Source organism: Lysobacter sp., from assembly GCF_035655815.1.
In the GTDB taxonomy this organism is placed as follows: domain Bacteria; phylum Pseudomonadota; class Gammaproteobacteria; order Xanthomonadales; family Xanthomonadaceae; genus Lysobacter_J.
In genome coordinates this window covers 1-25,237 of sequence record NZ_DASRTS010000009.1, presented here as the reverse complement: position 1 = coordinate 25,237, position 25,237 = coordinate 1, and the positions used below count along the sequence as shown (strand labels likewise).

Genomic DNA, 25,237 nt, shown 5'->3' with positions numbered 1-25,237 from the left:
ATGTTCTCCTCTCAATTCGCCTTGGTCGTCCGGATCAGCCCAGCAGGCTGAGCACGTTCTGCGGGACTGCGTTGGCCTGGGCGAGCATCGCGGTGCCGGCCTGCTGCAGGATCTGCGTGCGGGTCAGCTCGGCGGTTTCCTTGGCGTAGTCGGCGTCGCGGATACGGCTGCGCGAGGCGGACAGGTTTTCGGAGGTGCTCTGCAGGTTGGCGATGGTGGAGGTGAAGCGGTTCTGCACGGCACCCATGTCGGCGCGCGCGGAGTTCACCGAGGTCAGGGCGGCGTCGACGATCTCGAGCGCCTTCTGCGCACCGGTGAAGGTGGAGATGTCGATGTCGTCGGCGAAGCTGGAAGCCGCGGCCGAGGCGCTGGTCGTGGCGGCGGTCAGGCCCGTGCCGGCCACCGTGCCCCCGATCACCAGGTCCTTGTCGGCCTTGACCGAGGTCAGGGTCACGTCGGCGCCGCTGACGGTGGCGTAGACGCCCGTCTGGTCCAGCTTGTCGTTGATCGCCTGGGCCAGGGCCTTGGCGTTGTCGGCGGCCACGCCCGTGTCGTCCACGTCGGCGATGGTGGTGCCGTTGATGGTCAGGCCGCTGATGTCGGCCGCGGTGACGGTGCCGGTGACGGCGGCGGCGAACTTGACGTCACCCAGCGCGGCGGCGTTGGCGTCGACGATGTTGTTCACGCCGATGGTCTGGCCCGAGTTGGCGCCGACCTGGAACAGTGCGCCGGCAAACGAACCGTCCAGCAGCTTGGTGCCGTTGAAGTTGGTCTGGTTGGCGACGCGGTCGATTTCGGCGACCAGCTGCTCGACTTCGGCGTTCAGGGCGTCGCGGTCGGACTGCGAGTTGGTGGCGTTGGCCGACTGCACGGCCAGTTCGCGCACGCGCTGCAGGTTGTTGCCGATCTCGACCATCGCGCCTTCGGCGGTCTGGGCCAGCGAGATGCCGTCGTTGGCGTTGCGCACGGCAACGTCGAGGCCGCGGATCTGGGTGCTGAAGCGTTCCGAGATGGCCAGGCCGGCGGCGTCGTCCTTGGCGCTGTTGATGCGCAGGCCCGACGAGAGGCGCTGGATGGTGGTCGCCAGGCTCGCGCTGTTGGTACCCAGGTTGCGCTGGGCATTGAGCGACATGACGTTGCTGTTGATGACTTGTGCCATGGTGGGTCTCCGTAGGTTTCGGGCTCCGGCGCTTGGCCGGCCGGCTTACCGCAGAGGTTGGTCGGTGGAGCCGGCCCTTGCCGCTGCTGGTGTAAATAGCGGCGCCCCTGTTGAAACCTTTAGCTCCTGGTTGACAAGTCTTCGTGGATGGCGTGGACGTGTGACGTGATGCTCAGTCGGGCTTCCCAGCCCGGTCCCGGAGCCCGGGGCCGGGGCGAGCGCCGCTTCCTCTTTAGCTCTTGCTTCATTGCTGTCATCCCCGCGCAGGCGGGGATCCACCCTTGCGTGCTTCACTGCCTTCGAAAGGCGGAATCGCGACTAGATCCATGTTCGGCTCCGCCGAAGTAGAGCCGAGCTGCCTGCGCGGGAATGACGAGCCAAAACAGTCTTACGGTTTTCCCGAGTCCCGAGTCCCGAGTCCCGATCACACCAAATCGAACAGCGAACTCGACTGCAGCCGCATGAAGGCCTTTTGTGCGGCCTGCAACGCGGTGCTTTCGAGGGTGAAGCGGCTGATCGCCTCCGCGTAGTCCAGGTCGCGGATGCCGGACAGCGTGGTCTCCAGCGTTACCGACTGTGCCTCGCGCAGTTCGGCGGCGCTGTCCATCGCGGCGAGCTGCGCACCGCCGGTGGCGCGTCCGTCGATGAAGTGTTCCTGCGCGGTGGCGGCGTTGCGCAGCGACGCCTGCAGCTGGTTCTGCTGCGCGGCGCGCTGCTGCGGCGTGTCGTCGGGCAGTTCCAGCGCGGTGACCAGGTCGTCGAGCATGCCGAATACGTCCTGCGTCTGCGCCGGCCCGACGCTGAAGCTGTCGCCCGTGGCCGGCGCGCCGTCGATGCGCAGGGTGAGGCCGCCGACGCTGATGCCTTCGCCGCTTTCGTACGTGCCGGTGCCGACGACGGCGCCGCCTGCATCGCGCAGCTCATAGGCGTCCGGCGCGGTGAAGACCACGCTGTAGTTCTGCCCGTTCCAGCTGCCGGTGTTGCCGACGCCGAACTCCATCAGCACGCCGCTGCCCGTGTTGGCCGTGGCAGCCGAGCCGTCGACACGGCCATCGCCGGTGCGCACGCGCATGAACAGTTCGCTGCCGGGGATCGTGTCGGAGACAAAGTGGTCCGGTGCGATCTCGACCTGGCGCTGCGTCTGGTCGCCGGTGTAGCTGACGTCGCCGCCGCCGAGCACGAACGGCGCATGGCCGTCGTCGGTGCCGCCGAACAGGTAGCGGCCGCTGCCGTCCTGGCTGTTGGCCAGGCCGAGCAGTTCCTCGCGGATGACCTTGAGCTCGGCGGTGATGGCCTTCTTGTCCTCGCTCGACAGGCTGGCGTTGTTGGCCTGGATGGTGAGTTCGCGCACGCGCGCCAGGCGATCGCCGGCCTGCGCCAGCACGCTTTCCTGCAGGTTGAGCCGGTTGCCCAGCACGTTGGCGTTCTGACCGAAACGTTCCAGCTCCGCGGCGGAGCGATCCAGCGATACCGCCGTGCCGGCGGCGACCGGGTCGTCCTTCGCGGTGACCAGGCGCTTGCCGGTGGCCAGCTGTTGCTGCGTGTGCGAGAGGCTGGCCTGCTTGCCCAGCATGGTGCTCAGCGACTGCAGGTAGACGCCGCTGGTGGAAATGCGCGTGTTCATCGGCTCACCGCGCTGATGAGGGACTGGAACATGCTGTCGGCGGTGGAGATGACCTGCGCGGCGGCCTGGTAGGCCTGCTGGAAGCGGATCATGTTGGCCGCTTCCTCGTCGATGTTGACGCCGCTGATCGCATCGCGCGCGGACTGCGCCTGGTCGTGCAGGATCTGCTGCGCTTCGGCCGCGTAGTCGGCCTGGCGCGCGGCCGAACCGACCTTGGTGGTCAGGCCGCCCAGCGCGTTGTTGAGCGACACGGTGCCGTTGTTGAGCGCTTTCGCGTCGTCCAGGTTGGACAGCTTCAGTGCGTTGCCGTTGTCGCTGGAACCCGCGCCCGTGCGGCCGACGGCGAAGTGGTCGCCCGCGGCCGGCACGCCGTCGAGCGTGAGGCTCCAGCCGTTGGCGTTGATCGGCTGCCCCGGCGTATAGGTGAACGGACCGCTGCCGTTGACGGTGTACTGCGTGGCGTCGATGAACTCGATGTCGGCCGGCGTCAGCAGGTCGGCATTGGCGGCGTCGGTCACCTTGATGCCGCTGACCTTGCCGGTGCCGACGTTGTCCAGGTCGGCCTGCGCCTTCACCGGCGTCGCCGCGGCGATCCGGCTGGGGTCGTCGATGGCCACGCCGATGCCGCCGGCCGCGGCGGCCGTGGGCTGCAGCAGGAAGCGGTCGCCACTGGCCGGCGCACCGCCCACGACCAGCGCCACGCCGTTCACCACCAGCGGATCGGCGGCGGTGCCGGTGCCAGTGAGCGGAATGCTGGCGCCGGTGTCTGCGCGCGTGGCGCTCCACGCGGTGCCGTCGAACTTCAGCAGCACGTTCTGGCCGTCGAGTTTCGACAGATCGCCGACGCTGGCGGTGAGCGTGCCGGTGCCGGTGTTGCCGCTGTGGCCGTTGACCTTCGGTGCCGGCAGGCTGAAGAAGTCCGTGCCCATCTGGCCGTTGAGGTCCATGCCGGCGCGGTGCTGCTGGTTGAACGTCTCCGCCAGGCCCACCGCGATGCGGCCGAGTTCGGCCTGCGCCGGATCGAGCACGTCGCTGCGGAAATCCATCAGGCCGCCGATCTTGCCGCCCAGCGAAGTCTGGTTGAGCTGGATCTGCTGGCCATTGGCGTCCAGCGCCAGCTGCAGGCGCTCGGGCCGGTACGGGTCGGTAACGGTGGTGAGCTTGGCCGACGTGTTGCCGACCACCATCGCCTGGCCGCCGGCGGTGAACACGTTGAGCGACCCATCGCCCTGCGCGACGGCCGTGCCGCCGGTGAAGCCGACCAGCTCGGACACCAGGCGGTCGCGCTGGTCGAGCAGGTCGTTGGAAACGTGGTTCGGATTGGACGAGATCTCGCCGTTGAGGCGCGCGATTTCGGCGCCCAGGCGGTTCACTTCCTCGGCGGCGCTGCGCAGGCCGCTGTTGACCTCGTTGTCCAGCGAATCGAGCTGGCCGCTGAGCTGCTTGAAGCGGTTGGCCAGCGCGTTGGCGTCGGACAGCACTTCCTCGCGCGCGGCCGATGACGAGGCGTTGCTGCTCAGGCCGGTGGTCGCGTCGAAGAAGTTGGACCACACGCCGGACAGGCCGGTGGCCGAATCGGACATCAGGCTGTCCACGCGCGAGGCGAGGGCGGACAGCTGCTGCAGGCGCGAGAGCTCGCCGCCGGTGTCGAGCAGCCGCGAAGTCGCCAACTGGTCGGCGACGCGGCGCACGTCCGCCACCTGCACGCCGTTGCCGACATAGCCGTAGCCCATGTCGGTGGGATTGCGCGTGGCCAGGTCGACGCGCTGGCGCGAGTAGCCCTCGGTCGCGACGTTGGCGACGTTGTGGCTCACCGTGGCCAGCGCACGCTGGAAGGCGATGAGCGCGCCGGCACCGGTGGAAAGGACGTTGGCCATCGGGGGGTCAGCCTCCTGCGTGTCAGCCGCGCGTCGCGCCGCCGTCCAGCGAGGCGAGCGCACGGTTGAGCGTGGCGCCTTCCGCGATCGCATTGATCTTCGCGGCGTAGGCGGGGTCGGTGGCGTAGCCGGCGCGCTGCAGCGCCTGGGCGAATCGCCGCGTGTCGTGGCCGGCTGCGCGCGCCTGCGCGTAGCGCGGGTTGTCGAGCAGGCGCGCGTAGTCGTCGAAGCTCTCGCCGACCGAGCCGTAGGCGCGGAAGTCGGCGCGTTCGCTGCGGCGCTGGCCGTCGACGTATTCGTGCGTCGAGGCATTGACGCGGTCGCCGCTCCAGCGCGAACCGGCCTTGATGCCGAACAGGTTGTGCGAGGTGGCGCCGCCTTCGCGGTTGGCCAGGCGCCGGCCCCAGCCGGTTTCCAGCGCGGCCTGCGCGACCAGCGCCTTGGGCGAGACGCCCAGTTCGTCCGCCACGCGCTGCGCGTGCGGCCAGACCGAACGCACGAAGGCCTCCGGGCTGCTGCAGTCCAGCGGCGCATTCGTAACGCAGTCGGTCGGGGTTGGTTCGACCGAGGGCAACGCCGGCGTGTGCACGGCCGACAGCGACACACCGTCGCTGCTGGGCGTGAGCGACAGCGACGTCGGCATCGACATCGACGGAGCGGTCGGGTTCAACGGGAACGCGCCGGGCGACGCCGTAGGCGCGGTGGCGCCGGTGGCCTGTTCCAGTTGGCGCACGATCAGCGGCGCCAGGCCCAGGCCGCGGCCCTTGGCGAGCTCGCGCGAGAGCTGCTGGTCGTACATGTCGCGGTAGGTGCTGTTGTCGCCCAGCAGCGGGTCGCCAAAGCTGGCGCTGCGCATGGACTTCACCAGCATCTGCGCGAACTGCGCCTCCAACTGCTGCGCCGCGTGCTGCAGGCGCGCGCGATCCGGACGCGCGGTGTCCGGCGTCGAGAGCGGCGTGGCGATGGAAGCGGGCAGGCGCATGGTGGGGTCAAGGCAAGAGTTGTGCCTGCACCTTGGTCGGAGAAGCGAATCCCCCCTCGCCCCCCTTTTTCAAAGGGGGGAAGACGGCAGAAGCGAATCCTCCCTGGCCCCCTTTTTTCAAAGAGGGGAATACGGCGGAAGCGAGTCTTCCATGGCCCCCTTTCTTCAAAGAGGGGAATGCTTTGGCTCCCCTCCCCTGCGGGGAGGGGTTGGGGGAGAGGAGAGCAAGCGCCGGGAGGCGCTCCGTGGCCCGCATCCTGTCCGCCGGCGAAGCCAACACCCGGTCACCCTTCTTCAGGCGAGAGCGACGGCATTCGAGCAGGCGGTCCACACTCCCCACTAGATCACCTCCAGCTCCGCCCGCAGCGCGCCGGCGCGCTTGAGCGCTTCGAGGATCGCGACGATGTCGCCGGGCGCGGCGCCCACGGCGTTCACCGCGCGCACGATCTGCTCCAGCGACGTGCCACCTTCGAACAGGAACATGCGACCGCCGTCCTGCGAGGCTTCCACCGTCGATTGCGGCGTGACCACGGTGGCGCCGCGGCCGAATTCGTTGGGCTGGCTGACCTGGGTGTTCTCGGTGATCGACACCGTCAGCGAGCCGTGCGACACCGCCGCCGGCAGCACGCTGACCTGGCCGCCCATCACCACGGTGCCGGTGCGCGAATTGACGATGACCTTGGACGCCGCCGCGCCGGGGCTGACGTCCAGCGATTCCAGCCGTGCCAGGAAACCGACGCGGTCGCCGTCGGAGGGCGGCGTCACTTCGATGGTCACCGCGTCCACGGCGCGCGCGCGGCCATTGCCGAACTCGCGGTTCACCGCCTGGACGATGTGCGAGGCGGTGGTGAAATCCGCCTCGTGCAGGTTGAGCGTGACGTTGCCGGAAGCCGGCGCGCCGGCGACCGCGCGTTCCACGATCGCGCCGTTGGGAATGCGGCCGCCGTTGGGCGCGTTGACCGAGATGCGCGAGCCGTCCCTGCCGGCTGCGCCGAAGCCCGACACGACCAGGCTGCCCTGCGCGATGGCGTAGATCTGCCCGTCGGCGCCTTTCAGCGGCGCCATCAGCAGGCTGCCACCGCGCAGCGAACCGGCGTTGCCGATGGACGAAACGGTGACGTCGATCGGCTGGCCCGGCTTGGCGTAAGGCGGCAGTTCGGCGTGGATCGCGACCGCGGCGACGTTCTTCAGCTGCGGATTCACGCCCGGCGGAATGCTGACGCCCAGCTGGTCGAGCATGGTCTTCAGGCTCTGCACCGTGAAGGGCGTCTGGCTGGTGCGGTCGCCGCTGCCGTCCAGGCCGACCACCAGGCCGTAGCCCACCAGCGGATTGCCGCGCACGCCAGCCACCTGGGCCAGGTCCTTGATGCGTTCGGCATGGGCGGGCGGCACGACGGCCAGCGTCAGCACCAGCCCTGCGAGCGCGCAGGCCAGCGCGAACGCCACCCGGGACGCCATCCCGGCGAAAGCCGGGAACCGGACCCGCAGCGCATGGAGAAGACTCGCGGCGACTCCACGCGCGCCCGGCCCGGATCCCGGCTTGAGCCGGAATGACGAAGTGGCGAGGAGGACAAGCAAACGGATGTTCATGCGCCCTCCTCAGTACGGATAGACAGCGGAATTGAAGAACCGGCCCAGCCAGCCCATCGCGTTGGACCTTGCCAGCGTGCCGCGCCCGCCATAGACGATGCGCGCATCGCCGACGCGGTCGGACGGGATGCGGTTGTCGGGACCGATATCGGCCGTGCGCACGATTCCTTGAACCTGGACCAGCTCGTCGCCCTGGTTCAGGCGCAGGCGCTTCTCGCCGCGCACCAGCAGGTTGCCGTTGCCCAGGTCCTGGACCACGGTCGCGGTGACCGAACCGCTGAGGCGGTTGCTCTGGCTGCTGTTGCCGGCGCCCTCGAAATCGCGTGAACCCTCCACCGAGGCCTGAAGGATCGCGTTGCCCTTGTAGGTGATCGGCACGCCGGCGATGGTCGGCGCGGCCATGTCGATAGTGGAGTCCTTGCTGACCGAGGTGTTGGCCTGAGCCCGCGCGCTGGTGTTCTCGACCAGCACGATGGTGACCAGGTCGCCCACGCCACGCGCCTTGTTGTCCTCGAACAGGCGCAGGCTGCGGCTGCCCGGGTAGATGGCACCGTCGCTGGCCGATGCCGGCGGTGGCGCGTACGCGACCGGCGGTGCGGTCATCGGTTCGTACGGACGCACGTCGCCCACGATGGTGGCGCAGCCGGAGCAGGCGAGGGTGAGCAGTGCGGCGAACGTGAGTCGGGCGTTCATGGGGTTTCCTTGGAAAGCCAATCCCCCTGTGTCCCCCTTTTTCAAAGGGGGAAGCCGGGCTCCGCGATGGACATCCACGACCTGGCTCTGTGCTGTTCTCCCCTCTTTGAAAAAGAGGGGCCGGGGGAGATTCGCTCTGGCGATTACAGGTTGTTGTTGAGGAAGCCGAGCATCGAGTCGGTGGTCGAGATGGCCTTGGCGTTGGTCTCGTACGCGCGCTGCGTCTCGATCATCGACACCAGCTCTTCCACGACGTTGACGTTGGAGCTTTCCAGCTGGCCCTGTGCGAGCAGGCCGATGCCGTTGGTGCCCGGCGCGCCCTGCTGTGCGGGGCCGCTGGCGCCGGTTTCGACGAACAGGTTTCCGCCGATGGCCTGCAGACCCGACGGATTGACGAAGTCGGCCAGCGTCAGCGCGCCGACCTGCACGTCCTCGGCCTGGCCCTGCACCTTCACCGAGACGGTGCCGTCGGCGGCGATGGTCACGCTCTGCGTGCCCTCGGGGAACTGGATGCCCGGCTGCACGGGATAGCCCGAGCTGGTGACCATCTCGCCCTGCGAATTGCGCTTGAAGTTGCCGTCGCGCGTGTAGGCGGTGCTGCCGTCGGGCATCAGCACCTCGAAGAAGCCGCGACCGTCGATGCCCACGTCGAGCGCGCCCCCGGTGACGGCCAGGCTGCCCTGCGAGAACTCCTTGGCGGTGGCGGCCACGCGCACGCCGGTGCCGGTGGACAGGCCGGTGGGCAGCTGCGTCTGCTCGGAGCTGGCGCCGCCGGGCTGGCGCACGGTCTGGTACAGCAGGTCCTGGAATTCCGCGCGGTCGCGCTTGAATCCGGTGGTGTTGGTGTTGGCGAGATTGTTCGAGATCACCGCCATGCGCGTCTGCTGCGCGTCGAGGCCGGTCTTGGCGATCCACAGAGCCTGGTTCATGGCGTGTCTCCGGTTCTACGGTGTGTCGGATGAAGCGATGTAGGAGCGAGCTTGCTCGCGACAGGAAATCGACTCGACGGTCGCCAGCAAGCTGGCTCCTACGAGAGGGTTCAGCGCGACCCGAGCAGCGAATTCGCGCTGCGTGCGTTCTCGTCAACGCTCTGCAAGACGCGTACCTGCATCTCGAAGGCGCGCGCGGTCTGGATCATCTGCACCAGCATCGAGGTGGCCTCGACGTTGCTGTTCTCCACCGCGCCGGGGACCAGCGAGTCGCCCACCGCGGGCGGCGGCGGCTGGCCGTTGGCCGGGCGCATCAGGCCGTCGTCGCCGCGCACCAGGTCGGCGGTGCGCGACTGCACCACGCCCAGGCGGCCGGCTTCGGCGATGGTCGAGGCGGGCTGGCCCTGCGGGACGATCGAGATGGTTCCGTCGGCCGCGATGTCCAGCGACTGGTACGGCGGCACCGTCAGCGGTGCACCGTTGGCGCCCAGTACCGGGCGCCCGTTGCTGGTGAGCACGCCGTTGGCGGTGAGCTGCAGGTTGCCCGCGCGCGTGTAGGCCACGCCGCCGCCGGCGTCCTGCACCGTCAGCCAGCGGTCGCCGTGCATCGCCACGTCGAGCGTGTTGCCGGTATTGATGATGGCGCCGTGCGTGTCGCTGACGCCGTAGGTCTGCCCGGCCGCAGCCACGCGCGAGGCGTGGCCGTTGCCGGTGACGGGCACCGCCGTACTGCCGCCCAGCGTGGCCTGGAAACCGACGGTGTCGGCGTTGGCCAGGTTGTGCGCGACCGAGGCCTGCGTCTTCAGCGACGTGCTGGCGCCGGTCATGGCGATGTAGAGCGCGCGGTCGGTCATGTCACGGTCGTCCGTTCAATGCATCCGCGCGTCAGCGGATGTTGATGATCGTCTGGGTGATCTGGTCCTGCGTCGAGATCATCTGCGCGTTGGCCTGGAAGTTGCGCTGCGCGGTGATCATGTTGACCAGCTGTTCGGTCAGGTCGACCGTGGAGGCTTCCAGCGCGCCCGACTGCAGCGTGCCGAAGTCCGCCGTGTCCGGCGCACCGGTGCGCGGCGTGCCCGAGGAATAGGTCTCGGCCCACACGTTGTTGCCCTGCGGCTGCAGGCCCTGCGGATTGGTGAAGGTGCTCAGCGCGATCTGGCCCAGCGGCTGGTCGTCGCCGTTGGAGAAGCGCGCGTACACCACGCCGGTGGAATCGATGTCGATCTCGTTGAGCTTGCCGGCGGCGTAGCCGTCGGGACGGATGTCACGCAGCGCGAATGCCGAACCGTACTGCGCCGAACCCGACAGGTTCAGCGTCAGGTTCATGACGCCGGCGCCGGTGGTGGGCGTGTACGGATCCATCGTGATCTGACCGCTGGCCGGCGCGATCAGCGCACCCGAGCCGTTGAACTGCAGCGTCGTCGGCGCACCGACCGACGCGCCGTCGATGTAGTTGTAGACCTGCCACTCGTTGGCATTGGCGGTCTTCACGAAGTACGAGGTCTGCACGTGCGCCACGCCCAGCGAGTCGTACACCGTCGCGCCGCCGGTGGAGTGGCTGTAGGTGTTGGTGTCGGTGGGATCGAACGGCGCGACCGTCGGCTGCGTCGCGTTGCCGGGCAGGGTGACCTGCATGGCCACGTTGGTGGAGGCCTGCGGCGGGCTGGTGGTGGTCAGCAGCTGCAGGTCGACCATGCGGCCAGCATCGAAACCATTGCCGTTGGCATTGGGCGCGAACACCTGCAGGCGCTTGCCGTCGGGCGTGCCGATGAAGCCGTTGGCATCGGGCTGGAAGTTGCCCGCACGCGAATACACGCGCGCGCCGTTGTCGTTGAGCACGAAGAAACCTTCGCCGTCGATCGCCACGTCCAGGCCGCGGCCGGTCGGGTCGATGTTGCCCTGCGAGAACTGCTGGGCGACGTTGCTCAGCTTCACGCCCGAACCGATCGCGTTGCGCGACAGGCCGTAGGCGGTGGACGAGAACAGGTCGGCGAACTCGGCGCGCGATTCCTTGAAGCCCGTCGTGTTGACGTTGGCGATGTTGTTGGCGGTGACGTTGAGGTCGGAGTTGGCGGCGTTGATGCCGGACAGCGAAGTGTTGAAGCCCATGGCGTGTTCTCCGGAGTGGAGTTCCTCTTCCCGCGCGGGAGAGGGGTTGGGAAGGGAAGTCGTCAGCGGATGCGCAGCACGTAGTCCAGCGGCGCGGTGCCCAGGCCGGGCAGGTCGAGGAACACGCCGTCGCTGCCCACGGTCACGCTCTGCACGCGCGCTTCGACGTAGGTGCTCAGGCTCTTCTTGCCTTCACCCGCGCCTAACGTCGCGGTGACGCCGTAGGTACCGGCGGGCAGGCGTTCGCCGGCCTCGTTCTTGCCGTCCCACTCGAACGCCACCTCGCCGGCCGCATCGGCCTTGACGGTGAACTTGCGCACGCTCTGGCCGTTGGCGTCGGTGACCTCGAAGGTGACGCTGCCGGCGTCCGGCGCGGCGACCACGCCATTGACGGTGCCTTCGGCGCCCAGCGTCATCTTGGCCGAGGGAATCAGCACGTCGCGGCCCACCAGCGCCGCACCGCGCAGCATCTGGTCGGTCGCCAGCGACGAGGTGAAGCCGTCCATCGTCGACTGCAGGCCCTGGATGCCCTGCACCGTGGAGAACTGCGCCAGCTGGCCCAGGAACTCGCTGTTCTGCATCGGGTTCAGCGGGTCCTGGTACTTGAGCTGTTCGGTCATCAGGCGCAGGAAGTCGGCCTGGCCGAGCGAGTCGGACTTCTTGGTGGTGGTGTTCGTGTTGGCCGTCTGGCCAAGCGCGGAATAGATGTCCGAATCGATGGTGCTCATGGGCATGTCCTGATGGGGAGACCGCGCGCCGGGCGGCTGGCGCGACGTGGCAGTGCGGATGGAGCGCTATTCACCGGTCACGCTCAGCGGCCCATGTTCAAGGTCGCCAGCGCCAGTTCCTTGGCGCTGTTGAAGACCTCGACGTTGGCCTGGTAGCTGCGCGAGGCCGAGATCAGGTCGACCATCTGCGCCACCGAATCGACCGCGGGCGCGTACACGTAGCCCTGCGCGTCGGCGAGCGGATGGCCGGGCTCGTAGCGCTTGAGCGGCGCGGCGTCGCTTTCGCGCACTTCCACGACGTTCACGCCGGCCAGGCCCGGCTGGTCCGGCACCGCTTCGGCGCGGAACACCGGCTGCTTGGCGCGGAAGACCTCGTCCGGATTGCCGGACACGGAATCGGCGTTGGCCAGGTTGGAGGCGATGGTGCTCAACCGGACCGACTGGGCGTTCATCGCCGAACCGGCGACGTCGAAGATGGGCAGGTTGCTCATGCGCGCGCGCCCTATTGCCCGGTGATCGCGGTGAGCATGGTGCGCACCTTCGATTCGACGAAGTTCAGCGAGGCGCGGTACTCCAGCGCGGCCTGCGCGAACAGCGCGTGCTCGCGTTCGCCGTCGACGGTGTTGCCGTCCACGCTGGGCTGGCTGGACGGCCGCGCGTAGCGCGCGCCCTGCGCCGCCGCGTCGAGGCCGTCGCCCACGGCGGCGTTGGGCTGCAGGGCGGCCTGCAGCGCCGTGTTGAAGTCGAGGTCCTGCGCCTTGAAGTTGGGCGTATCGGCGTTGGCCAGGTTGGCCGACAGCAACTGCAGCCGCTGCTCGCGCAGGGCCAGCGCAGTGCCATGGATGCCAAGGAAGTCGGACATGACGCCTCCGGGTCGGTGTTCACCGGAGGAGAGGCAAGGGTTGTGCCAGAACGTCGGGACTCGGGACTCGGGACTCGGGACTCGGACGAGCCTGTCGCGGCAGCGCTTTCAGCCGTCATCCCGCGAAGGCGGGGATCCATGCCTGAGTCCGTCACGGCCGACGAATGCCGGAATCGTGCCGGCTTTCCGGATCCGACGCCCGGATCCCGACCTCACCCCAGCGACTGCACCCGTGCCGCCACGCGCTGCGCCAGCTCGTGCTCGGAGTATTTGGGCACGAAGTCGTCGGCGCCCACGCGCTCGACCATCGCCATGTTGAACACGCCCGACAGCGAGGTGTGCAGCAGCACGAACAGGCCGCGCAGGGCCGGATCGCGTCGGATTTCCGTCGTCAGGGTGTAGCCGTCCATCGCGGGCATCTCGATGTCGGAGATGACCATGGCATATCGCTCGTGCGCCACCACGCCGTTCTGGGCCAGCTGCTGCAGGTGTTCCAGCGCCTGGCGACCGTCGGACAGCAGGGTCGATTCCAGGCCCAGCTGCTCCAGCACCAGGCGGATCTGGTTGCGGGCCACGCGCGAGTCGTCCACCACCAGCACCTGCCGCGGCGCGGTCGGGCTGGCCGCGGTCAGCGGCGCGATGCGGTCGGCGTCGCTGGCGCGGGGTGCGGACTCGGCCAGCACGCTTTCCACGTCGATCAGCTGGATCAGCTCGCCGTGGTGGCGGGTGACGCCGGTCAGGTAGTGCTGGTCGGCGCCATGCTCCGGCGGCGGGTGGATGTCCTCCACCGCGATGTTGACGATGCGGTCCACTGCCGACACCAGGAAGCCCTGCACGGAGCGGTTGAACTCGGTCACCACCAGGTACTTTGGATCGCCCGAACCGGCTTCGCCATGGCCGATGGCCCGCGCCAGGTCCAGCACCGGAATGCTGCGCCCGCGCACGTCCGCCGCACCGCTGAAGGCCGGCGGCAGTTGCGGCAGGGTGAACAGCGGCGGCCGCGGCAGGACTTCCTGCACCTTGAACACGTTCACGCCAAAAAGCTGACGCGACCCCAGCCGGAACAGCAGCAGGGCCAGCCGGTTGTGGCCGGCCAGGCGGGTGCGTTGGTCGATGCGGTCGAGCAGGTCCTGACTCATGGACGGGTTGTCGGCCGGGAGGGGCGGGACTTGAGCTGGCTGGGACGCGACGTGACGTCGTCGGGTAGCGGTGTTGCAGGGGTGTGCCGCGGCCGGTCGCTTGTGGCTGGCGCGTCATTCCTGCCGAAGTCTCACATCTGCCTCGCGACTGCCATGCGCCTTGGCTCGTCATCCCCCGCGAAGGCGGGGATCCAGGGACTTTTCACGCTTTACCGGGCGCCCTTCAGTATTGACGCCTTCAGCCGTTGCTCGTCATCCCGGCGAAAGCCGGGATCCATCCGCCGTTGCCTTTACTCGTCATCCCCGCGAAGGCGGGAATCCAAAGACTTTTCACGCTTTCCGGGCACGCTTGAACTACGAAGCCAAAGCGTCCGTCCGTCTAAAGCCGGCCGGGTCACTTTTCTTTGCTGACCCAAAGAAAAGTAACCAAAAGAAACGGTCTTCCCCGACACAGCAATCCCGCGATCGGTCACGGAATCGGCGCCCCGCAAGTCGGCGTCCCTGCCTCCTTGCTATGCGCCGCACATCCATGTGCGACGCCCTACGGGTCTAGGAAAGCGGTTGGCTGTTCACAGCAACAGCAAGAGCAAAGGCAAGGCCAAAGGCTAAGGCAAGCAACGGCAACGCAACGGCAAGGCAAAAGCGCCGGCGACAAGGTTCGCTTTGGCTTCTTGCTCGTCATTCCCGCGAAGGCGGGAATCCAGGGACGTTTCACGCTTTACCGGACGTCTCTCGGCGGTGATGTCTTTAGCCGTCGTCCTTGGTCCGGACGAAAGCCGCGACCCAGAGCCGCTTTGCCGTTGCTGTTGAGCAGCCAACCGCGCCGCAAGCCCCGGAGGGCAGCGCACAGGACGTGCGCTGCTGAGCGCGGAGGCAGGAGCCGACCCGCGAAGGTACCTACCCGCTTCAGTTCGTGGGATTGCTTCGTCGGGAAGACCCGGCCGGCTTTAGACGGACGGAAGATTTGGCTGTTGCTCCTGACAGCACAACGGTAAAGCGTGAAACGTCCCTGGATCCCCGCCTTCGCGGGGATGACGAGCTAGGAGCAATAGCAACTGGGTCCGGGGCCTTCGCGGGGATGACGAGCAAAAGCAACAGCCAATGGATCCCCGCTTTCGCCGGGATGACGGGCAATCGGGATGACGGGCAATAAGGAGGCGAGTCGGCTCGCCCAAACCCTCCGGCACAAATCCTGCACACCCCTCCGCATTCCCTCCCTGGAGGCCGTGATGCACACCCCAATCCGGTATCTGCTGGCTGCGCTGACGCTGTGGCCGGTGTTGGCGTGGGGCGACGGATTCCAGTCGCCGGAGTCGGTCCGTGCCGCCGCGGCAAGCGTGCTGAGCAACGGTGCCGAAGTGGTGGTCGCGGCGCGCCTGCGCATGCCGGCGTGCTCGCAGCCGCTGCAGGCGGCGGCCAATGGCGCCACTTCAGTGGCGGTGCGTTGTGCCGATAGTCCGGGTTGGCAGGTTTATGTGCCGGTGCGGGTGCGGCAGGGCGATGAGGCCCAGGCACCTGCGCCGGCCGCTGCGGTGGCGGCCATTCCGGCGGCACCAACGGCGACGGTCGGCCGGCGCCTGCGTCCGGCCACGCCGCTGGGCAACCCGACCGATGCCGAAAAACCGGCGGTGCTGCGCGGAGACCCGGTCACCCTAGTCTCGCGCGCCGGCGGGATGGAGGTCAGGGTAGGCGGTCGCGCGATGGGTGCGGCGGCCATCGGCGGGAGGGTCTCGGTGGAGAACACGGCCTCGCGTCGCATCATCCGGGGCCGGCTGGTCGAAGCTGGGGTGGTCGAGGTGAATTTGTGACCACCCTTACAAACCTGTCAGGTTTTCCCCTCAAGTCTGCCCGCGGGCGGCCGTTATCCAGTTCGAACACGTTATCCAGGAGTCAGCCATGACCCACAAGATCGACGGCGCCATGTCGCCCGCCCTTCGCCAGATCGAGGCGACGGCCGGCCAGTCCGTGCAGTCCAAGGCGGGTGCGGAGCGCGACCAGCCGGTCGGTGCCGCGGCCCCGGCCGACCAGATGCGCCTCACCGGCGATGCCGCGGGCCTGCAGGCACTGGAGCGCGAGCTCGGTGCGGCTCCGGCCGGCATCGACGTGGCCAAGGTCAACGCGATCCGCGCCTCGCTGGCCGACGGCAGCTATCGCGTCGACCCGCAGGCGATCGCCGACCGCATGCTTTCGCTCGAGAACGCCCTGGGCAAGTGAGCGCCGGCGTCGTGACTGCCGACCTTCACCCGCTGGATGCGCTGGAGCGCGCGCTGCACGAGGAGCGCCGTGCGCTGCTCGAGCACGACGTCGACGCGCTGCTGGGCTCCACCCGGGCCAAGCTGGACGCGCTGCGCCAGGCCGAAGTGCTGGGCGTGGGACCGCAGGACGCATCGCGCGTGCGTGCCCTTAACGACCTCAACCAGGCCAACGGCGCCCTGCTGGCGCGCCGCCGCCGGGAGGTGAACTGGTCGCTGCGCCACCTCGGTCGGCTCGACGCCGACACCGTGTACGATGCCACCGGACAGTCGGGCGCCAGACCCCAGGCGCGCTGTCTCGGAGTGGGATGAACGAACTCAGCGGCCACACACCGATCAACGCCTGGAGCGACGACATGCTCTGGGCCGTGTCCATATCCGACCTGGCCGTGTTCCTGCTCGATGGCCAGGGACAGCTGCTGCACAGCAACGACGCCGCCCGCGTGCTCGCCATGCGCCTGCACCCGCAGGACCGGCAACCCGACCCGGGCATGCTGCTGTCGTACATCCCCGACCAGGGCTGGCAGATCGCGCTGCGCGACGGCCGCTGGATCGGCGAGGTGCCGACCGCATTGCCGGGGCTGGTGCTGGAGATCAAGGCGTTTGCCGGCCGCGACCGCGGCGCCTGCCGCCGCTTCGTGGTGATGACCGACATCTCGGTGCGTTCGGCGCGCGAGGGCGAACTGCGGCGCCGCCACGACGAGCTGCAATCCACCTACGACCGTCTCGCCAGCGCGCAGGAACAACTGCTGCAGTCGGAGAAGATGGCCTCCATCGGCCAGCTCGCCGCGGGCGTGGCGCACGAGATCAACAACCCCATCGGCTACGTGCACTCCAACCTGGGCACGTTGCAGGAATACGTCGGCGCGCTGCTGGCGCTGCTGGACGGCTACAACGGTGCGCTGCAGTCGGACGACCCGGCGGCCAGCCGCCCGCTGATGCGCCAGTTGCGCGAGCGCCTGGACGTGGACTTCATCGTCGGCGACCTGCCCAAGCTGCTGGAGGAATCGCGCGAGGGCATCGAGCGCGTGACCAAGATCGTGCAGGATCTCAAGGAGTTCTCGCACGTCGAGCGCGACGAACCCATGCGCCCTTCCGACCTGCGCAAGGGCCTGGAATCCACGCTCAACATCGTCTGGAACGACCTCAAGTACAAGGCGCGCGTCGAGAAGCACTACGACGAGGTGCCGCTGGTCGAGTGCTACCTCTCGGAGATCAACCAGGTCTTCATGAACCTTTTGATCAACGCCGGCCAGGCCATCGCCGATCGTGGCCTGATCACGCTGGCGATGGGCACCGAAGGCGACGAGGTGTGGGTGAGCGTGGCCGACGACGGCATCGGCATCCCGGAGGAAGTGCAGCAGCGCATCTTCGATCCGTTCTACACGACCAAGCCGATCGGCCGCGGCACCGGGTTGGGGCTGGCCATCGCCTATCGCATCGTCGCCAAGCACCACGGCCGCATCGAAGTGACCAGCCGCCCGGGCGAGGGCAGCACGTTCCGCGTGGTGCTGCCGATCGCGCAGCCCGAGCTGTCGAGGCCGCGCGCCAAGTAGCGCTCGGGCGCAGCGCGCTCGCGACGCATCGCACGCGCGCAAAGCGGCTACGATCTGCCGACCCCACGCTCGAGGCATCCGATGCCGTCCACTTCGCAACGCCGCTGGTTCGTCGCCGGCGACCTCAACGGCTTCTTCGGCCTGGTGGTCGACAACCTGTCGATCCTGGGCTTCATCTCCGCCGCGCTGATCGGGATCTTCGGATTTCCCGCGGACGTCGTGTTCGGCCGCATGTTCCCGGGCACCGCGTTCGGCGTGCTGGTGGGCAACGGCATCTACACGTGGATGGCGCACCGGCTGGCGCGACAGAGCGGGCGCGATGATGTCACCGCGATGCCGCTGGGCCTGGACGCGCCCACCAGCATCGGCATGGCGCTGCTGGTGCTGGGTCCGGCGTTCGTCGCCTTCAAGCAGCAGGGCATGGACGAAGCGGCCGCGGCGAACGCCACCTGGCAGCTCGGCATGGCCTCGCTGGTGGTGATGGGCGTGCTGAAGCTGGTGCTGTCCTTCTTCGGCGATGCGATCACGCGCGCGGTCCCGCGCGCGGCGCTGCTGGGCTCCATCGGTGGTGCCGCGCTGGCGCTGCTGGGCTTCCTGCCGCTGATCGAAACGCTGCGCTCGCCGGTGGTGGGCTTCGTCACCTTCGGCCTGCTGCTGTACGTGCTGGTGGCGAAGGGACGCCTGCCGATCCGCATGCCGGGCGTGCTGCTGGCCTTCATCGTCGGCACCGTCCTGTACTACGGCCTGGGCCTGGCTGGCCTGGGCACGCCGGGCTTCAGGCTGCCCGACGCGGTGGCGATGCGTTTCACCCTGCCGCTGCCGACGCTGGGCTTCATCGACGGGCTGGCCTACACCGTGCCGTACCTCCCGCTGCTGCTGCCGTTCGGCCTGCTGATGGTGGTGGGCGGCATCAACGTCAGCGAGAGCGCGCGCGCGGCGGGCGACGACTACCGCACCCGCGACGTGCTGCTGGCCGAGGCGGTGTCCACGCTGGTGGCGGGTTTCTGTGGCGGCGTCGCGCAGACCACGCCGTACATCGGCCAGCCCGCGTACAAGCACATGGGCGCGCGCATGGGCTACACGCTGCTCACCGGGCTGTTCATCGGGGTGGGCGGGATGCTCGGCTACGTGTCCGGGCTGGTGCAGTGGCTGCCGATCGCGGTGCTGGCACCGATCATCGTCTACGTGGGCATGGACATCACCGTGCAGGCCTTCCACGACAGCCCGCGTCGGCATGCGTCGGCCGTGGCGCTGGCGTTCCTGCCGTCGGTGGCGTACCTGCTGGTGATCAAGCTGGGCAATCCGGCGTGGATCGATCCGTCGCGTTTCGCCGCGCTGTACAACGGCGTGGACGGCCACGGCCTGCCGGACCTGGCGACCATCGTCACGCTGGGCAACGGCTTCATCATCACCGCGATGATCTGGTCGACCGCGCTGGTGGCGATGATCGACCAGCGCTTCCGCCGCGCTGCGGTGGTGCTGCTGGTGGGCGCGGTGCTGACGCTGTTCGGGTTCATCCACTCGGTGGACCCGCGCGGCAGCATCTACTGGCCGTGGGCGGTGCAGGGCCTGGCGAAGAACATCCTGTGGCAGTTTTTCGGTGCGTACGTCGCGCTGGCCGCCCTGTTGCTGCTGCTCTCGCTGCAGCGCCATGCCGATCCTGCCGGAAGCGGCGCGGACGATCGCCCGGCGCATTGATCCGCGCGCGTACGTCCGCATCTTTACCTGATCCCCACACGCGAGCCCCGCCATGTCCCTGCAGTCCGAACTCAATGCCATCGCCGGCGTCACCGCCGCGCGCGAGCCCGCCACGCAGGGCTTCGTGTTCAACCACACCATGCTGCGCGTCAGGGACGTCGCGAAGTCGCTGGATTTCTACACGCGCGTGCTCGGCTTCACCCTGGTGCGCCGGCGCGATTTCGACGAGGCGAAGTTCAGCCTCTACTTCCTGGTGCTGGTGGACGACCCCGCGCAGATCCCCGCCGAGGAACCCGCGCGCGGCGAGTGGCTGCTCAGCCAGCGCGGCGTGCTGGAACTCACCCACAACCACGGCACCGAGTCCGACGCGTCCTTCGCCTACCACGACGGCAACAGCGATCCGCGTGGCTTCGGCCACATCTGCGTGTCGGTGCCTGAAGTGGAAGCCGCATGCGCACGCTTCGAGCAACTCGGCGTGCCATTCCAGAAGCGCCTGACCGACGGTCGCATGAAGGACATCGCCTTCATCAAGGATCCCGACGGCTACTGGGTGGAGATCCTGCAGCCGACGGCGCGGGTGTAAGGCGCGATGGGCGAATCGCGAGACGCTCCTTCCCGCCGTCATTCCCGCGAAAGCGGGAATCCATTTTCCGGCACCTGCAGCCTTCGGGAATCGTGACGACCCGGACGGATGGATTCCCGCGTGCGCGGGAATGACAGTACACGGTGAAGGTCCGAGGACCGACAGACTCCGGCAGCCTCACTCCCTTAGCGCCGCCAGGAACTTCTTCCGCCACGCCGTGATGTCGTTGACGCGCAGCAGTTCCATCATCGTCTGCCAGCGTTCGCGGCGCTCCTCCAGCGGCATCTCCATCGCGGCGGCGAGTGCGTCCGACACGCCGTCCAGGTCGTAGGGGTTCACCAGCAGCGCGGCGTCGAGTTCGCGGGCGGCGCCAGCGAAGCTCGACAGCACCAGCACGCCGGGGTTCTCCGCGTCCTGAGCGGCCACGTATTCCTTCGCCACCAGGTTCATGCCGTCGCGCAGCGGCGTGACCAGGCCCACGCGCGCCAGCCGGTAGAAGCCGGTGAGCGAGGTGTGCGGGTAGTTGCGGTTGACGTAGCGCACCGGCGTCCAGTCGGGCTCGGCGTGCGCGCCGTTGATGTGGCCGGCCAGTTGTTCCAGTTCGTTGCGCAGGTTCTGGTACTCGAGCACTTCGCCGCGCGAGACCGGCGCGATCTGCAGGAAGGTGAGCTTGCCGCGATGCTCGGGATAGCGCTTGAGGAAGCGGCCGAACGCGCGGAAGCGTTCCGGCAGGCCCTTGGAATAGTCCAGGCGGTCCACGCCGATCGCCAGCGCGCGCCCCGACAGGCTGCGGTCCAGCCGCTTCACGCCGGGTCGGTTCACCGCCGCGGCCGCCTGGCTGGCGATGTGCGCGGTGTCGATGCTGATCGGGAACGCGCCCGCGCGCAGACGTCGGCCACGGTGCGTTTCCAGCACGCCGTGCGAGATCACGCGGCCGCGTCCGAACAGGCGCACGTAGTCCTGGAAGCGTTCCAGGTCGCGCTCGGTCTGGAAGCCGACCAGGTCGTACGACGACAAGCCCTCGAACAGCCGCTCATGCTGCGGCAATGCCGCCAGCAGGTCGGAGGAGGGCATCGGCACGTGCAGGAAGAAGCCGAGCCGCGCACGCACGCCCAGTTCGCGCAGCAGCTTGGCCATCGGGATCAGGTGGTAGTCGTGCACCCACACGATGTCGTCTTCGCGCAGCAGCGGCGCGAGCTTCTCGGCGAACAGCGCGTTGACGCGGCGATACGCGGCGTAGGTCGCGCGGCTGTAGTCCACCAGGTCCATGCGGAAGTGCAGCAGCGGCCACAACGTGCGGTTGGCGAAGCCGCTGTAGTAGTCGTCATGGTCGCGCCGCGACAGGTCCATCGTGACGTAGCGGATGTTGCCGGCGTCCACTTCGTTCAGGCGCCCGGACTCGTCCGGATCGATGCGCCCGCTCCAGCCGAACCACAGTCCGCCGATCTCTTCCAGCGCCGCCTGCAACGCCACCGCCAGGCCGCCTGCGCTGGCCTGGCCGGGCACGGCGACGCGGTTGGAAACGACGACCAGCCGGCTCATGCGGCGTCCTGCCAGGGTCGGGACAATCGCATGGCGGCGTTGATCAGGCCGACGTGCGAGTAGGTCTGCGGGAAGTTGCCCCACGCTTCTCCGCCGTCGAAGTCCAGGTCCTCGGACAGCAGTCCCAGCGGATTGCGCCGCGACAGGATGCGTTCGAACAGGATCCGCGCCTCCTCCTGCCGCCCGATCGCAGCCAACGCGTCGATGTACCAGAACGTGCAGATGGTGAAGCTGGTTTCAGGCGCACCGAAGTCGTCCGGCGCGATGTAACGGAACAGCGCGTCGCCGCGCTTGAGCTGGCTGCCGATGGCTTCCACCGTGCGCACGAAGCGCGGGTCGTCCGGCTTGACGAAGCCCAGGTCGGCCAGCAGCAACAGCGACGCGTCGAGGCGGTTACCGTCCAGTGCCTCGACGAAATAGCCCAGTTCCTCGTTGTAGGCGTGTTCGAGGATGCGCGCGTGGATCTCGTCGGCACGGTGCCGCCACAGGCGAACCTGCGGCGCCAGGCGCAGATGCACGGCGATGCGCGCCAGGCGGTCGCACGCGGCCCAGCACATCACGCTGGAATAGGTATGCACTTCCTCGCGGCCACGGAATTCCCACAGGCCTGCGTCGGGCTGGTTGTGCATGGCGTAGGCCAGCTCGCCGACCTGTTCCAGCCGCGCGAAGGTGGACGCATCGCCCATGCGCGTGAGGCGCTGGTCGAAGAACATCTGCGTGGAGGCCAGCACCACGCTGCCGTACACGTCGTGCTGCTTCTGCAGCCATGCGAGGTTGCCGCGGCGTACCGGGCCCATGCCGCGATATCCCGTCAGCGACTCGACCTCGGACTCTTCCAGGCGCCGCTCATAGCCGATGCCGTACAGCGGTTGCAGTTCGCCCATCGAGGTCGAAACGTTGCCCACGTAGCGCAGGTATTCCTCCATCGTGCGCGTGGCGCCCAGACGATTGAGCGCACGCACCACGAAGGCCGAATCGCGCAGCCAACAGTAGCGGTAGTCCCAGTTGCGGACGGTGTGCGGTGCTTCCGGGATCGACGTGGTCATCGCGGCAACGATGGCGCCGGTTTCGTCGTACTGGCACAGCTTCAGCGTGATCGCGCTGCGGATCACCGCGTCCTGCCATTCCAGCGGGATCGACAGGTTGCGCACCCAGTTGCGCCAGTACGAGAGGGTCTGCTCCTCGGAATTGCGCACGAATCCGCTCACCGATTGCGTGAGCGTTTCGTCCGGGCCCAGCACGAGGTGCGCGTCGCGATCGAGCACGAACGGCAGCTCGTCGCGGATCAGGCGCACGGGCAGGTCGCTGGTCAGTCGCAGCGTGAAGTCTGGCACCAGGTAGCGGATGTGGTTGCTGCCCCAGGTGGTTTCCGGCCGGTGCGCGCCGTAGCTGCACAGCGGGCGCAGGCGCATGCGGATGCGCGGCGAGCCCGACAGCGGACGCAGGCGGCGCATCAGCATCACCGGTCGATAGAAACGATCGTTCTGGTGCCACCGCGGCGCGAAATCGACGATCTCCACCGCACCGCCGTGCGTGTCGCACAACACCGTGCGCAGCATCGCGGTGTTGGTGATGTAGTGCTGCTCGCTGTAGGCGAAGTCTTCCAGTTCGATGGTCCAGTCGCCGCCGGCGTGCTCGCGCGGGCAGAGCAGCGCACAGAACACCGGGTCGCCGTCGAAGGCCGGCACGCAGCCCCACACGATGCGCGCTCGCGCGTCGACCAGCGCAGCCACGCTGCCGTTGCCGATGAGGCCCAGCTCGAGACTGGAAGGAAGGCTGGCGTTCGATGTCATCCGTACTCCAGGATCAATGGAACAATCGGGATCGCGTGGACGGCATCGCGCAGTGGCTCAGGCCAGCGACAGGCCTTCCTCCAGCCACTCGCGTACCGCGGCGGGATCGTGCAGGCCATAGCGCGCACCGCTGGACGGACGCGAACCGACCAGCACGCCGAAACCGCCGTGGCTGCTGACCGCAGCGAAGGCATGCTCGTCGGTCAGGTCGTCGCCCACGAACACGGGCCGACGCCCCTTGAAGGGCGGATGCTGCAGCATGTCGATGACCGCGGTGCCCTTGTGCGCACCGTCGGGTCGCAGTTCCACCACCATGTTGCCCGGCTGCAGGTGATAGCCGGGCAGTTCGATGAGGATGGAATCGGCGTACTGCCGCAGCAGGTCTTCCGCATCGGGCGCGGCGCGCCAGTGCAGCGCGATGGTGGTGCCCTTGTCCTCCACGCGCGCGCCGGGATAGCGCTGCGCCAGCGCCTTGCCCCACGCGACGGCTTCGTCCAGTGCGCGCGGGCGCGGGTGTTTTTCCAGATGGCCTTCCTCGCGACGCTCCAGGCCATGCAGCCCGGTGGCGGGCAGCTTGAGCGGCGCGAACAGTTCGTCCAGCTGCGCCAGGCGCCGGCCGCTCACCAGCGCAAGCGCGCCGTCCAGGCGGCCGTGCAGCACGGCCAGCACGTCGACCAGGCCGGGGTCCACGAGCACGTCGCCGGGCACGTCGGCGAAATCCAGCAGGGTGCCGTCCACGTCGAGGAACAAGGCCCAGTCGGACGACACTGCCGGCGGGGTGGGCAGGGGGTTGGGAAGCGCAGACATACACGCATTGTGAACGCGGCTATGTCAGCATCAGGTGCACGCGTCGACATTCGGTTGAATTGGCCCGGAACGGGCCACATCTGGTGCGCATCGCGGCCCGATCACGACAAGTGGGCCGCCACCGATACCGAGAGGGAACCTCCATGCGAATGGACAAACTGACGTCGCGTTTCCAGCAGGCGCTGGCCGACGCGCAGTCGCTGGCGCTGGGCCGCGACCACAACGTCATCGAGCCCGTGCACCTGATGACCGCGCTGCTCGACCAGAGCGGCGGCAGCACGCGCCCGCTGCTGGCGCAGGCCGGCATCAACGTGCCTCTGCTGCGTGAGCGCCTGGGCGAAACACTGGAAAAGCTGCCCCGGGTCACCGGGCAGGCCGGCAGCATCAGCGTCGGCAACGATCTGGCGCGCCTGCTCAACGTGACCGACAAGCTGGCGCAGCAGCGCGGCGATGCCTTCATCGCCAGTGAGCTGTTCGTGCTGGCCGCACTGGACGACAACGGCGACCTCGGCCGCGCACTGAAGGCCGCCGGCGCCAACAGGCAGAAACTGGAAGCAGCGATCGACAAGATCCGCGGAGGGGAGACCGTGCAGTCCGAAAGCGCCGAAGACCAGCGCCAGGCGCTGGAGAAATACACGATCGACCTGACCGCGCGTGCCGAGAGCGGCAAGCTCGATCCGGTGATCGGCCGCGACGAGGAAATCCGTCGCACCATCCAGGTCCTGCAGCGCCGCACCAAGAACAATCCCGTGCTGATCGGCGAGCCCGGCGTCGGCAAGACCGCCATCGTCGAAGGTCTCGCGCAGCGCATCATCAACGGCGAAGTGCCCGAGGGCCTGCGCGGCCGCCGCGTGCTGTCGCTGGACATGGGCGCGCTGATCGCCGGCGCCAAGTTCCGTGGCGAGTTCGAGGAACGCCTGAAGGCCGTGCTCAACGACCTGGCCAAGAACGAGGGCCAGATCATCCTCTTCATCGACGAGCTGCACACCATGGTCGGCGCCGGCAAGGCCGAGGGCGCCATGGATGCCGGCAACATGCTCAAGCCGGCGCTCGCGCGCGGCGAGCTGCACTGCATCGGCGCGACGACGCTGGACGAATACCGCCAGTTCATCGATAAAGAGCAGGATACGCCCGTCGCTTTGCTTGACCTCGTTCAGTACCGCCTTCAGCCGCTCCTCGAACTCGCCGCGATACTTCGCGCCGGCAATCAGGGAGCCCATGTCCAAAGCGAAGACGGTCTTGTCCTTCAGCCCCTCCGGCACGTCCCCGCGGACGATGCGCTGCGCCAGCCCCTCCACGATGGCTGTCTTACCG

22 protein-coding genes and 2 pseudogenes are annotated in these 25,237 nt (G+C 68.3%); 7 read left to right on the top strand and 17 right to left on the bottom strand.

What is annotated here, in order from left to right; genetic code table 11:
• Positions 1-34 precede the first annotated feature (34 nt).
• The 13 genes from VFE83_RS01690 to VFE83_RS01630 all read right to left on the bottom strand — a co-directional run bounded on the left by VFE83_RS01690 (position 35) and on the right by VFE83_RS01630 (position 13,692).
• Positions 35-1,159 (bottom strand): flagellin, encoded by a 1,125-nt coding sequence (locus VFE83_RS01690; protein ID WP_324903133.1) that lies wholly within the window; start codon positions 1,157-1,159, stop codon positions 35-37.
• A gap of 424 nt (positions 1,160-1,583) precedes the next feature.
• Positions 1,584-2,783, bottom strand: a complete 1,200-nt coding sequence (gene flgL / locus VFE83_RS01685) for a flagellar hook-associated protein FlgL (protein ID WP_324903132.1) — start codon at positions 2,781-2,783, stop codon at positions 1,584-1,586.
• A complete protein-coding gene (gene flgK / locus VFE83_RS01680; RefSeq protein WP_324903131.1) occupies positions 2,780-4,660 on the bottom strand; it encodes a flagellar hook-associated protein FlgK in 1,881 nt (626 codons plus the stop codon). The genes flgL and flgK overlap by 4 nt, the downstream gene beginning before the upstream one ends.
• Before the next feature lie 22 nt (positions 4,661-4,682).
• Positions 4,683-5,642, bottom strand: a complete 960-nt coding sequence (gene flgJ, locus VFE83_RS01675) for a flagellar assembly peptidoglycan hydrolase FlgJ (protein ID WP_324903130.1) — start codon at positions 5,640-5,642, stop codon at positions 4,683-4,685.
• A 339-nt stretch (positions 5,643-5,981) separates the two neighbouring features.
• Positions 5,982-7,100, bottom strand: coding sequence for a flagellar basal body P-ring protein FlgI (locus VFE83_RS01670; RefSeq protein WP_324903129.1), 1,119 nt, complete (start codon positions 7,098-7,100; stop codon positions 5,982-5,984).
• Between the two features lie 141 nt (positions 7,101-7,241).
• Positions 7,242-7,925: a flagellar basal body L-ring protein FlgH gene (flgH, locus tag VFE83_RS01665; RefSeq protein ID WP_324903128.1), complete on the bottom strand. Its 684-nt coding sequence runs from the start codon at positions 7,923-7,925 to the stop codon at positions 7,242-7,244.
• 143 nt (positions 7,926-8,068) lie between these two features.
• Positions 8,069-8,854 carry a flagellar basal-body rod protein FlgG gene (gene flgG / locus VFE83_RS01660; protein WP_324903127.1) on the bottom strand — a complete coding sequence of 262 codons (786 nt, stop codon included), beginning with the start codon at positions 8,852-8,854 and terminating at the stop codon, positions 8,069-8,071.
• Between the two features lie 110 nt (positions 8,855-8,964).
• A complete protein-coding gene (locus VFE83_RS01655; protein ID WP_324903126.1) occupies positions 8,965-9,708 on the bottom strand; it encodes a flagellar basal body rod protein FlgF in 744 nt (247 codons plus the stop codon).
• A 31-nt stretch (positions 9,709-9,739) separates the two neighbouring features.
• Entirely contained in the window at positions 9,740-10,963 is a 1,224-nt protein-coding gene (gene flgE, locus VFE83_RS01650; RefSeq protein WP_324903125.1) for a flagellar hook protein FlgE, read from the bottom strand.
• Positions 10,964-11,025: 62 nt separating this feature from the next.
• Positions 11,026-11,691, bottom strand: coding sequence for a flagellar hook capping FlgD N-terminal domain-containing protein (locus VFE83_RS01645; protein ID WP_324903124.1), 666 nt, complete (start codon positions 11,689-11,691; stop codon positions 11,026-11,028).
• Positions 11,692-11,774: 83 nt separating this feature from the next.
• Positions 11,775-12,182: a flagellar basal body rod protein FlgC gene (gene flgC, locus VFE83_RS01640; RefSeq protein ID WP_324903123.1), complete on the bottom strand. Its 408-nt coding sequence runs from the start codon at positions 12,180-12,182 to the stop codon at positions 11,775-11,777.
• A gap of 11 nt (positions 12,183-12,193) precedes the next feature.
• The gene (gene flgB, locus VFE83_RS01635; RefSeq protein WP_324903122.1) at positions 12,194-12,553 is read right to left on the bottom strand and encodes a flagellar basal body rod protein FlgB; all 360 of its coding nucleotides are present in this window, start codon (positions 12,551-12,553) and stop codon (positions 12,194-12,196) included.
• 212 nt (positions 12,554-12,765) lie between these two features.
• Positions 12,766-13,692, bottom strand: a complete 927-nt coding sequence (locus VFE83_RS01630) for a chemotaxis protein CheV (protein WP_324903121.1) — start codon at positions 13,690-13,692, stop codon at positions 12,766-12,768.
• Positions 13,693-14,921: 1,229 nt separating this feature from the next.
• On the opposite strand from VFE83_RS01630, the gene flgA reads away from it, so the two are divergent.
• The 6 genes from flgA to gloA all read left to right on the top strand — a co-directional run bounded on the left by flgA (position 14,922) and on the right by gloA (position 19,781).
• On the top strand, positions 14,922-15,500 hold the full coding sequence (gene flgA, locus VFE83_RS01625) for a flagellar basal body P-ring formation chaperone FlgA (protein WP_324903120.1): 579 nt from the start codon (positions 14,922-14,924) through the stop codon (positions 15,498-15,500).
• Positions 15,501-15,588: 88 nt separating this feature from the next.
• Positions 15,589-15,906, top strand: a complete 318-nt coding sequence (gene flgM, locus VFE83_RS01620; protein WP_324903119.1) for a flagellar biosynthesis anti-sigma factor FlgM — start codon at positions 15,589-15,591, stop codon at positions 15,904-15,906.
• 11 nt (positions 15,907-15,917) lie between these two features.
• Positions 15,918-16,256 (top strand): flagellar protein FlgN, encoded by a 339-nt coding sequence (locus tag VFE83_RS01615; protein WP_324903118.1) that lies wholly within the window; start codon positions 15,918-15,920, stop codon positions 16,254-16,256.
• Positions 16,253-17,500 (top strand): ATP-binding protein, encoded by a 1,248-nt coding sequence (locus tag VFE83_RS01610; RefSeq protein WP_324903117.1) that lies wholly within the window; start codon positions 16,253-16,255, stop codon positions 17,498-17,500. The genes VFE83_RS01615 and VFE83_RS01610 overlap by 4 nt, the downstream gene beginning before the upstream one ends.
• Before the next feature lie 81 nt (positions 17,501-17,581).
• Positions 17,582-19,198: a hypothetical protein gene (locus VFE83_RS01605; protein WP_324903116.1), complete on the top strand. Its 1,617-nt coding sequence runs from the start codon at positions 17,582-17,584 to the stop codon at positions 19,196-19,198.
• A gap of 52 nt (positions 19,199-19,250) precedes the next feature.
• Positions 19,251-19,781: a lactoylglutathione lyase gene (gene gloA, locus VFE83_RS01600; RefSeq protein ID WP_324903115.1), complete on the top strand. Its 531-nt coding sequence runs from the start codon at positions 19,251-19,253 to the stop codon at positions 19,779-19,781.
• Positions 19,782-19,958: 177 nt separating this feature from the next.
• Here the strand turns inward: gloA and otsA are convergent, their stop codons facing one another.
• From otsA to otsB, 3 genes are read right to left on the bottom strand one after another with little or no spacing between them, the layout of a single operon-like run.
• The gene (otsA, locus tag VFE83_RS01595; RefSeq protein ID WP_324903114.1) at positions 19,959-21,323 is read right to left on the bottom strand and encodes an alpha,alpha-trehalose-phosphate synthase (UDP-forming); all 1,365 of its coding nucleotides are present in this window, start codon (positions 21,321-21,323) and stop codon (positions 19,959-19,961) included.
• Positions 21,320-23,116, bottom strand: coding sequence for a glycoside hydrolase family 15 protein (locus VFE83_RS01590; protein ID WP_324903113.1), 1,797 nt, complete (start codon positions 23,114-23,116; stop codon positions 21,320-21,322). The genes otsA and VFE83_RS01590 overlap by 4 nt, the downstream gene beginning before the upstream one ends.
• A gap of 57 nt (positions 23,117-23,173) precedes the next feature.
• Positions 23,174-23,923, bottom strand: coding sequence for a trehalose-phosphatase (gene otsB, locus VFE83_RS01585; RefSeq protein WP_324903112.1), 750 nt, complete (start codon positions 23,921-23,923; stop codon positions 23,174-23,176).
• A 143-nt stretch (positions 23,924-24,066) separates the two neighbouring features.
• Between otsB and VFE83_RS19485 the strand changes: the two are divergent.
• Positions 24,067-25,044, top strand: a pseudogene (locus VFE83_RS19485) (Clp protease N-terminal domain-containing protein); the annotation flags it as partial.
• Here the strand turns inward: VFE83_RS19485 and VFE83_RS19480 are convergent.
• Positions 25,015-25,237 (bottom strand): annotated as a pseudogene (locus VFE83_RS19480) (AAA family ATPase); the annotation flags it as partial. The pseudogenes VFE83_RS19485 and VFE83_RS19480 overlap by 30 nt on opposite strands.

Excerpts from the sequence above, each read along its gene's own strand:
- VFE83_RS01690 (WP_324903133.1), bottom strand. The coding sequence starts at position 1,159 with ATGGCACAAGTCATCAACAGCAACGTCATGTCGCTCAATGCCCAGCGC.
- flgL (WP_324903132.1), bottom strand. The coding sequence starts at position 2,783 with ATGAACACGCGCATTTCCACCAGCGGCGTCTACCTGCAGTCGCTGAGC.
- flgK (WP_324903131.1), bottom strand. The coding sequence starts at position 4,660 with ATGGCCAACGTCCTTTCCACCGGTGCCGGCGCGCTCATCGCCTTCCAG.
- flgJ (WP_324903130.1), bottom strand. The coding sequence starts at position 5,642 with ATGCGCCTGCCCGCTTCCATCGCCACGCCGCTCTCGACGCCGGACACC.
- VFE83_RS01670 (WP_324903129.1), bottom strand. The coding sequence starts at position 7,100 with ATGGCGTCCCGGGTGGCGTTCGCGCTGGCCTGCGCGCTCGCAGGGCTG.
- flgH (WP_324903128.1), bottom strand. The coding sequence starts at position 7,925 with ATGAACGCCCGACTCACGTTCGCCGCACTGCTCACCCTCGCCTGCTCC.
- flgG (WP_324903127.1), bottom strand. The coding sequence starts at position 8,854 with ATGAACCAGGCTCTGTGGATCGCCAAGACCGGCCTCGACGCGCAGCAG.
- VFE83_RS01655 (WP_324903126.1), bottom strand. The coding sequence starts at position 9,708 with ATGACCGACCGCGCGCTCTACATCGCCATGACCGGCGCCAGCACGTCG.
- flgE (WP_324903125.1), bottom strand. The coding sequence starts at position 10,963 with ATGGGCTTCAACACTTCGCTGTCCGGCATCAACGCCGCCAACTCCGAC.
- VFE83_RS01645 (WP_324903124.1), bottom strand. The coding sequence starts at position 11,691 with ATGAGCACCATCGATTCGGACATCTATTCCGCGCTTGGCCAGACGGCC.
- flgC (WP_324903123.1), bottom strand. The coding sequence starts at position 12,182 with ATGAGCAACCTGCCCATCTTCGACGTCGCCGGTTCGGCGATGAACGCC.
- flgB (WP_324903122.1), bottom strand. The coding sequence starts at position 12,553 with ATGTCCGACTTCCTTGGCATCCATGGCACTGCGCTGGCCCTGCGCGAG.
- VFE83_RS01630 (WP_324903121.1), bottom strand. The coding sequence starts at position 13,692 with ATGAGTCAGGACCTGCTCGACCGCATCGACCAACGCACCCGCCTGGCC.
- flgA (WP_324903120.1), top strand. The coding sequence starts at position 14,922 with ATGCACACCCCAATCCGGTATCTGCTGGCTGCGCTGACGCTGTGGCCG.
- flgM (WP_324903119.1), top strand. The coding sequence starts at position 15,589 with ATGACCCACAAGATCGACGGCGCCATGTCGCCCGCCCTTCGCCAGATC.
- VFE83_RS01610 (WP_324903117.1), top strand. The coding sequence starts at position 16,253 with ATGAACGAACTCAGCGGCCACACACCGATCAACGCCTGGAGCGACGAC.
- VFE83_RS01605 (WP_324903116.1), top strand. The coding sequence starts at position 17,582 with ATGCCGTCCACTTCGCAACGCCGCTGGTTCGTCGCCGGCGACCTCAAC.
- gloA (WP_324903115.1), top strand. The coding sequence starts at position 19,251 with ATGTCCCTGCAGTCCGAACTCAATGCCATCGCCGGCGTCACCGCCGCG.
- otsA (WP_324903114.1), bottom strand. The coding sequence starts at position 21,323 with ATGAGCCGGCTGGTCGTCGTTTCCAACCGCGTCGCCGTGCCCGGCCAG.
- VFE83_RS01590 (WP_324903113.1), bottom strand. The coding sequence starts at position 23,116 with ATGACATCGAACGCCAGCCTTCCTTCCAGTCTCGAGCTGGGCCTCATC.
- otsB (WP_324903112.1), bottom strand. The coding sequence starts at position 23,923 with ATGTCTGCGCTTCCCAACCCCCTGCCCACCCCGCCGGCAGTGTCGTCC.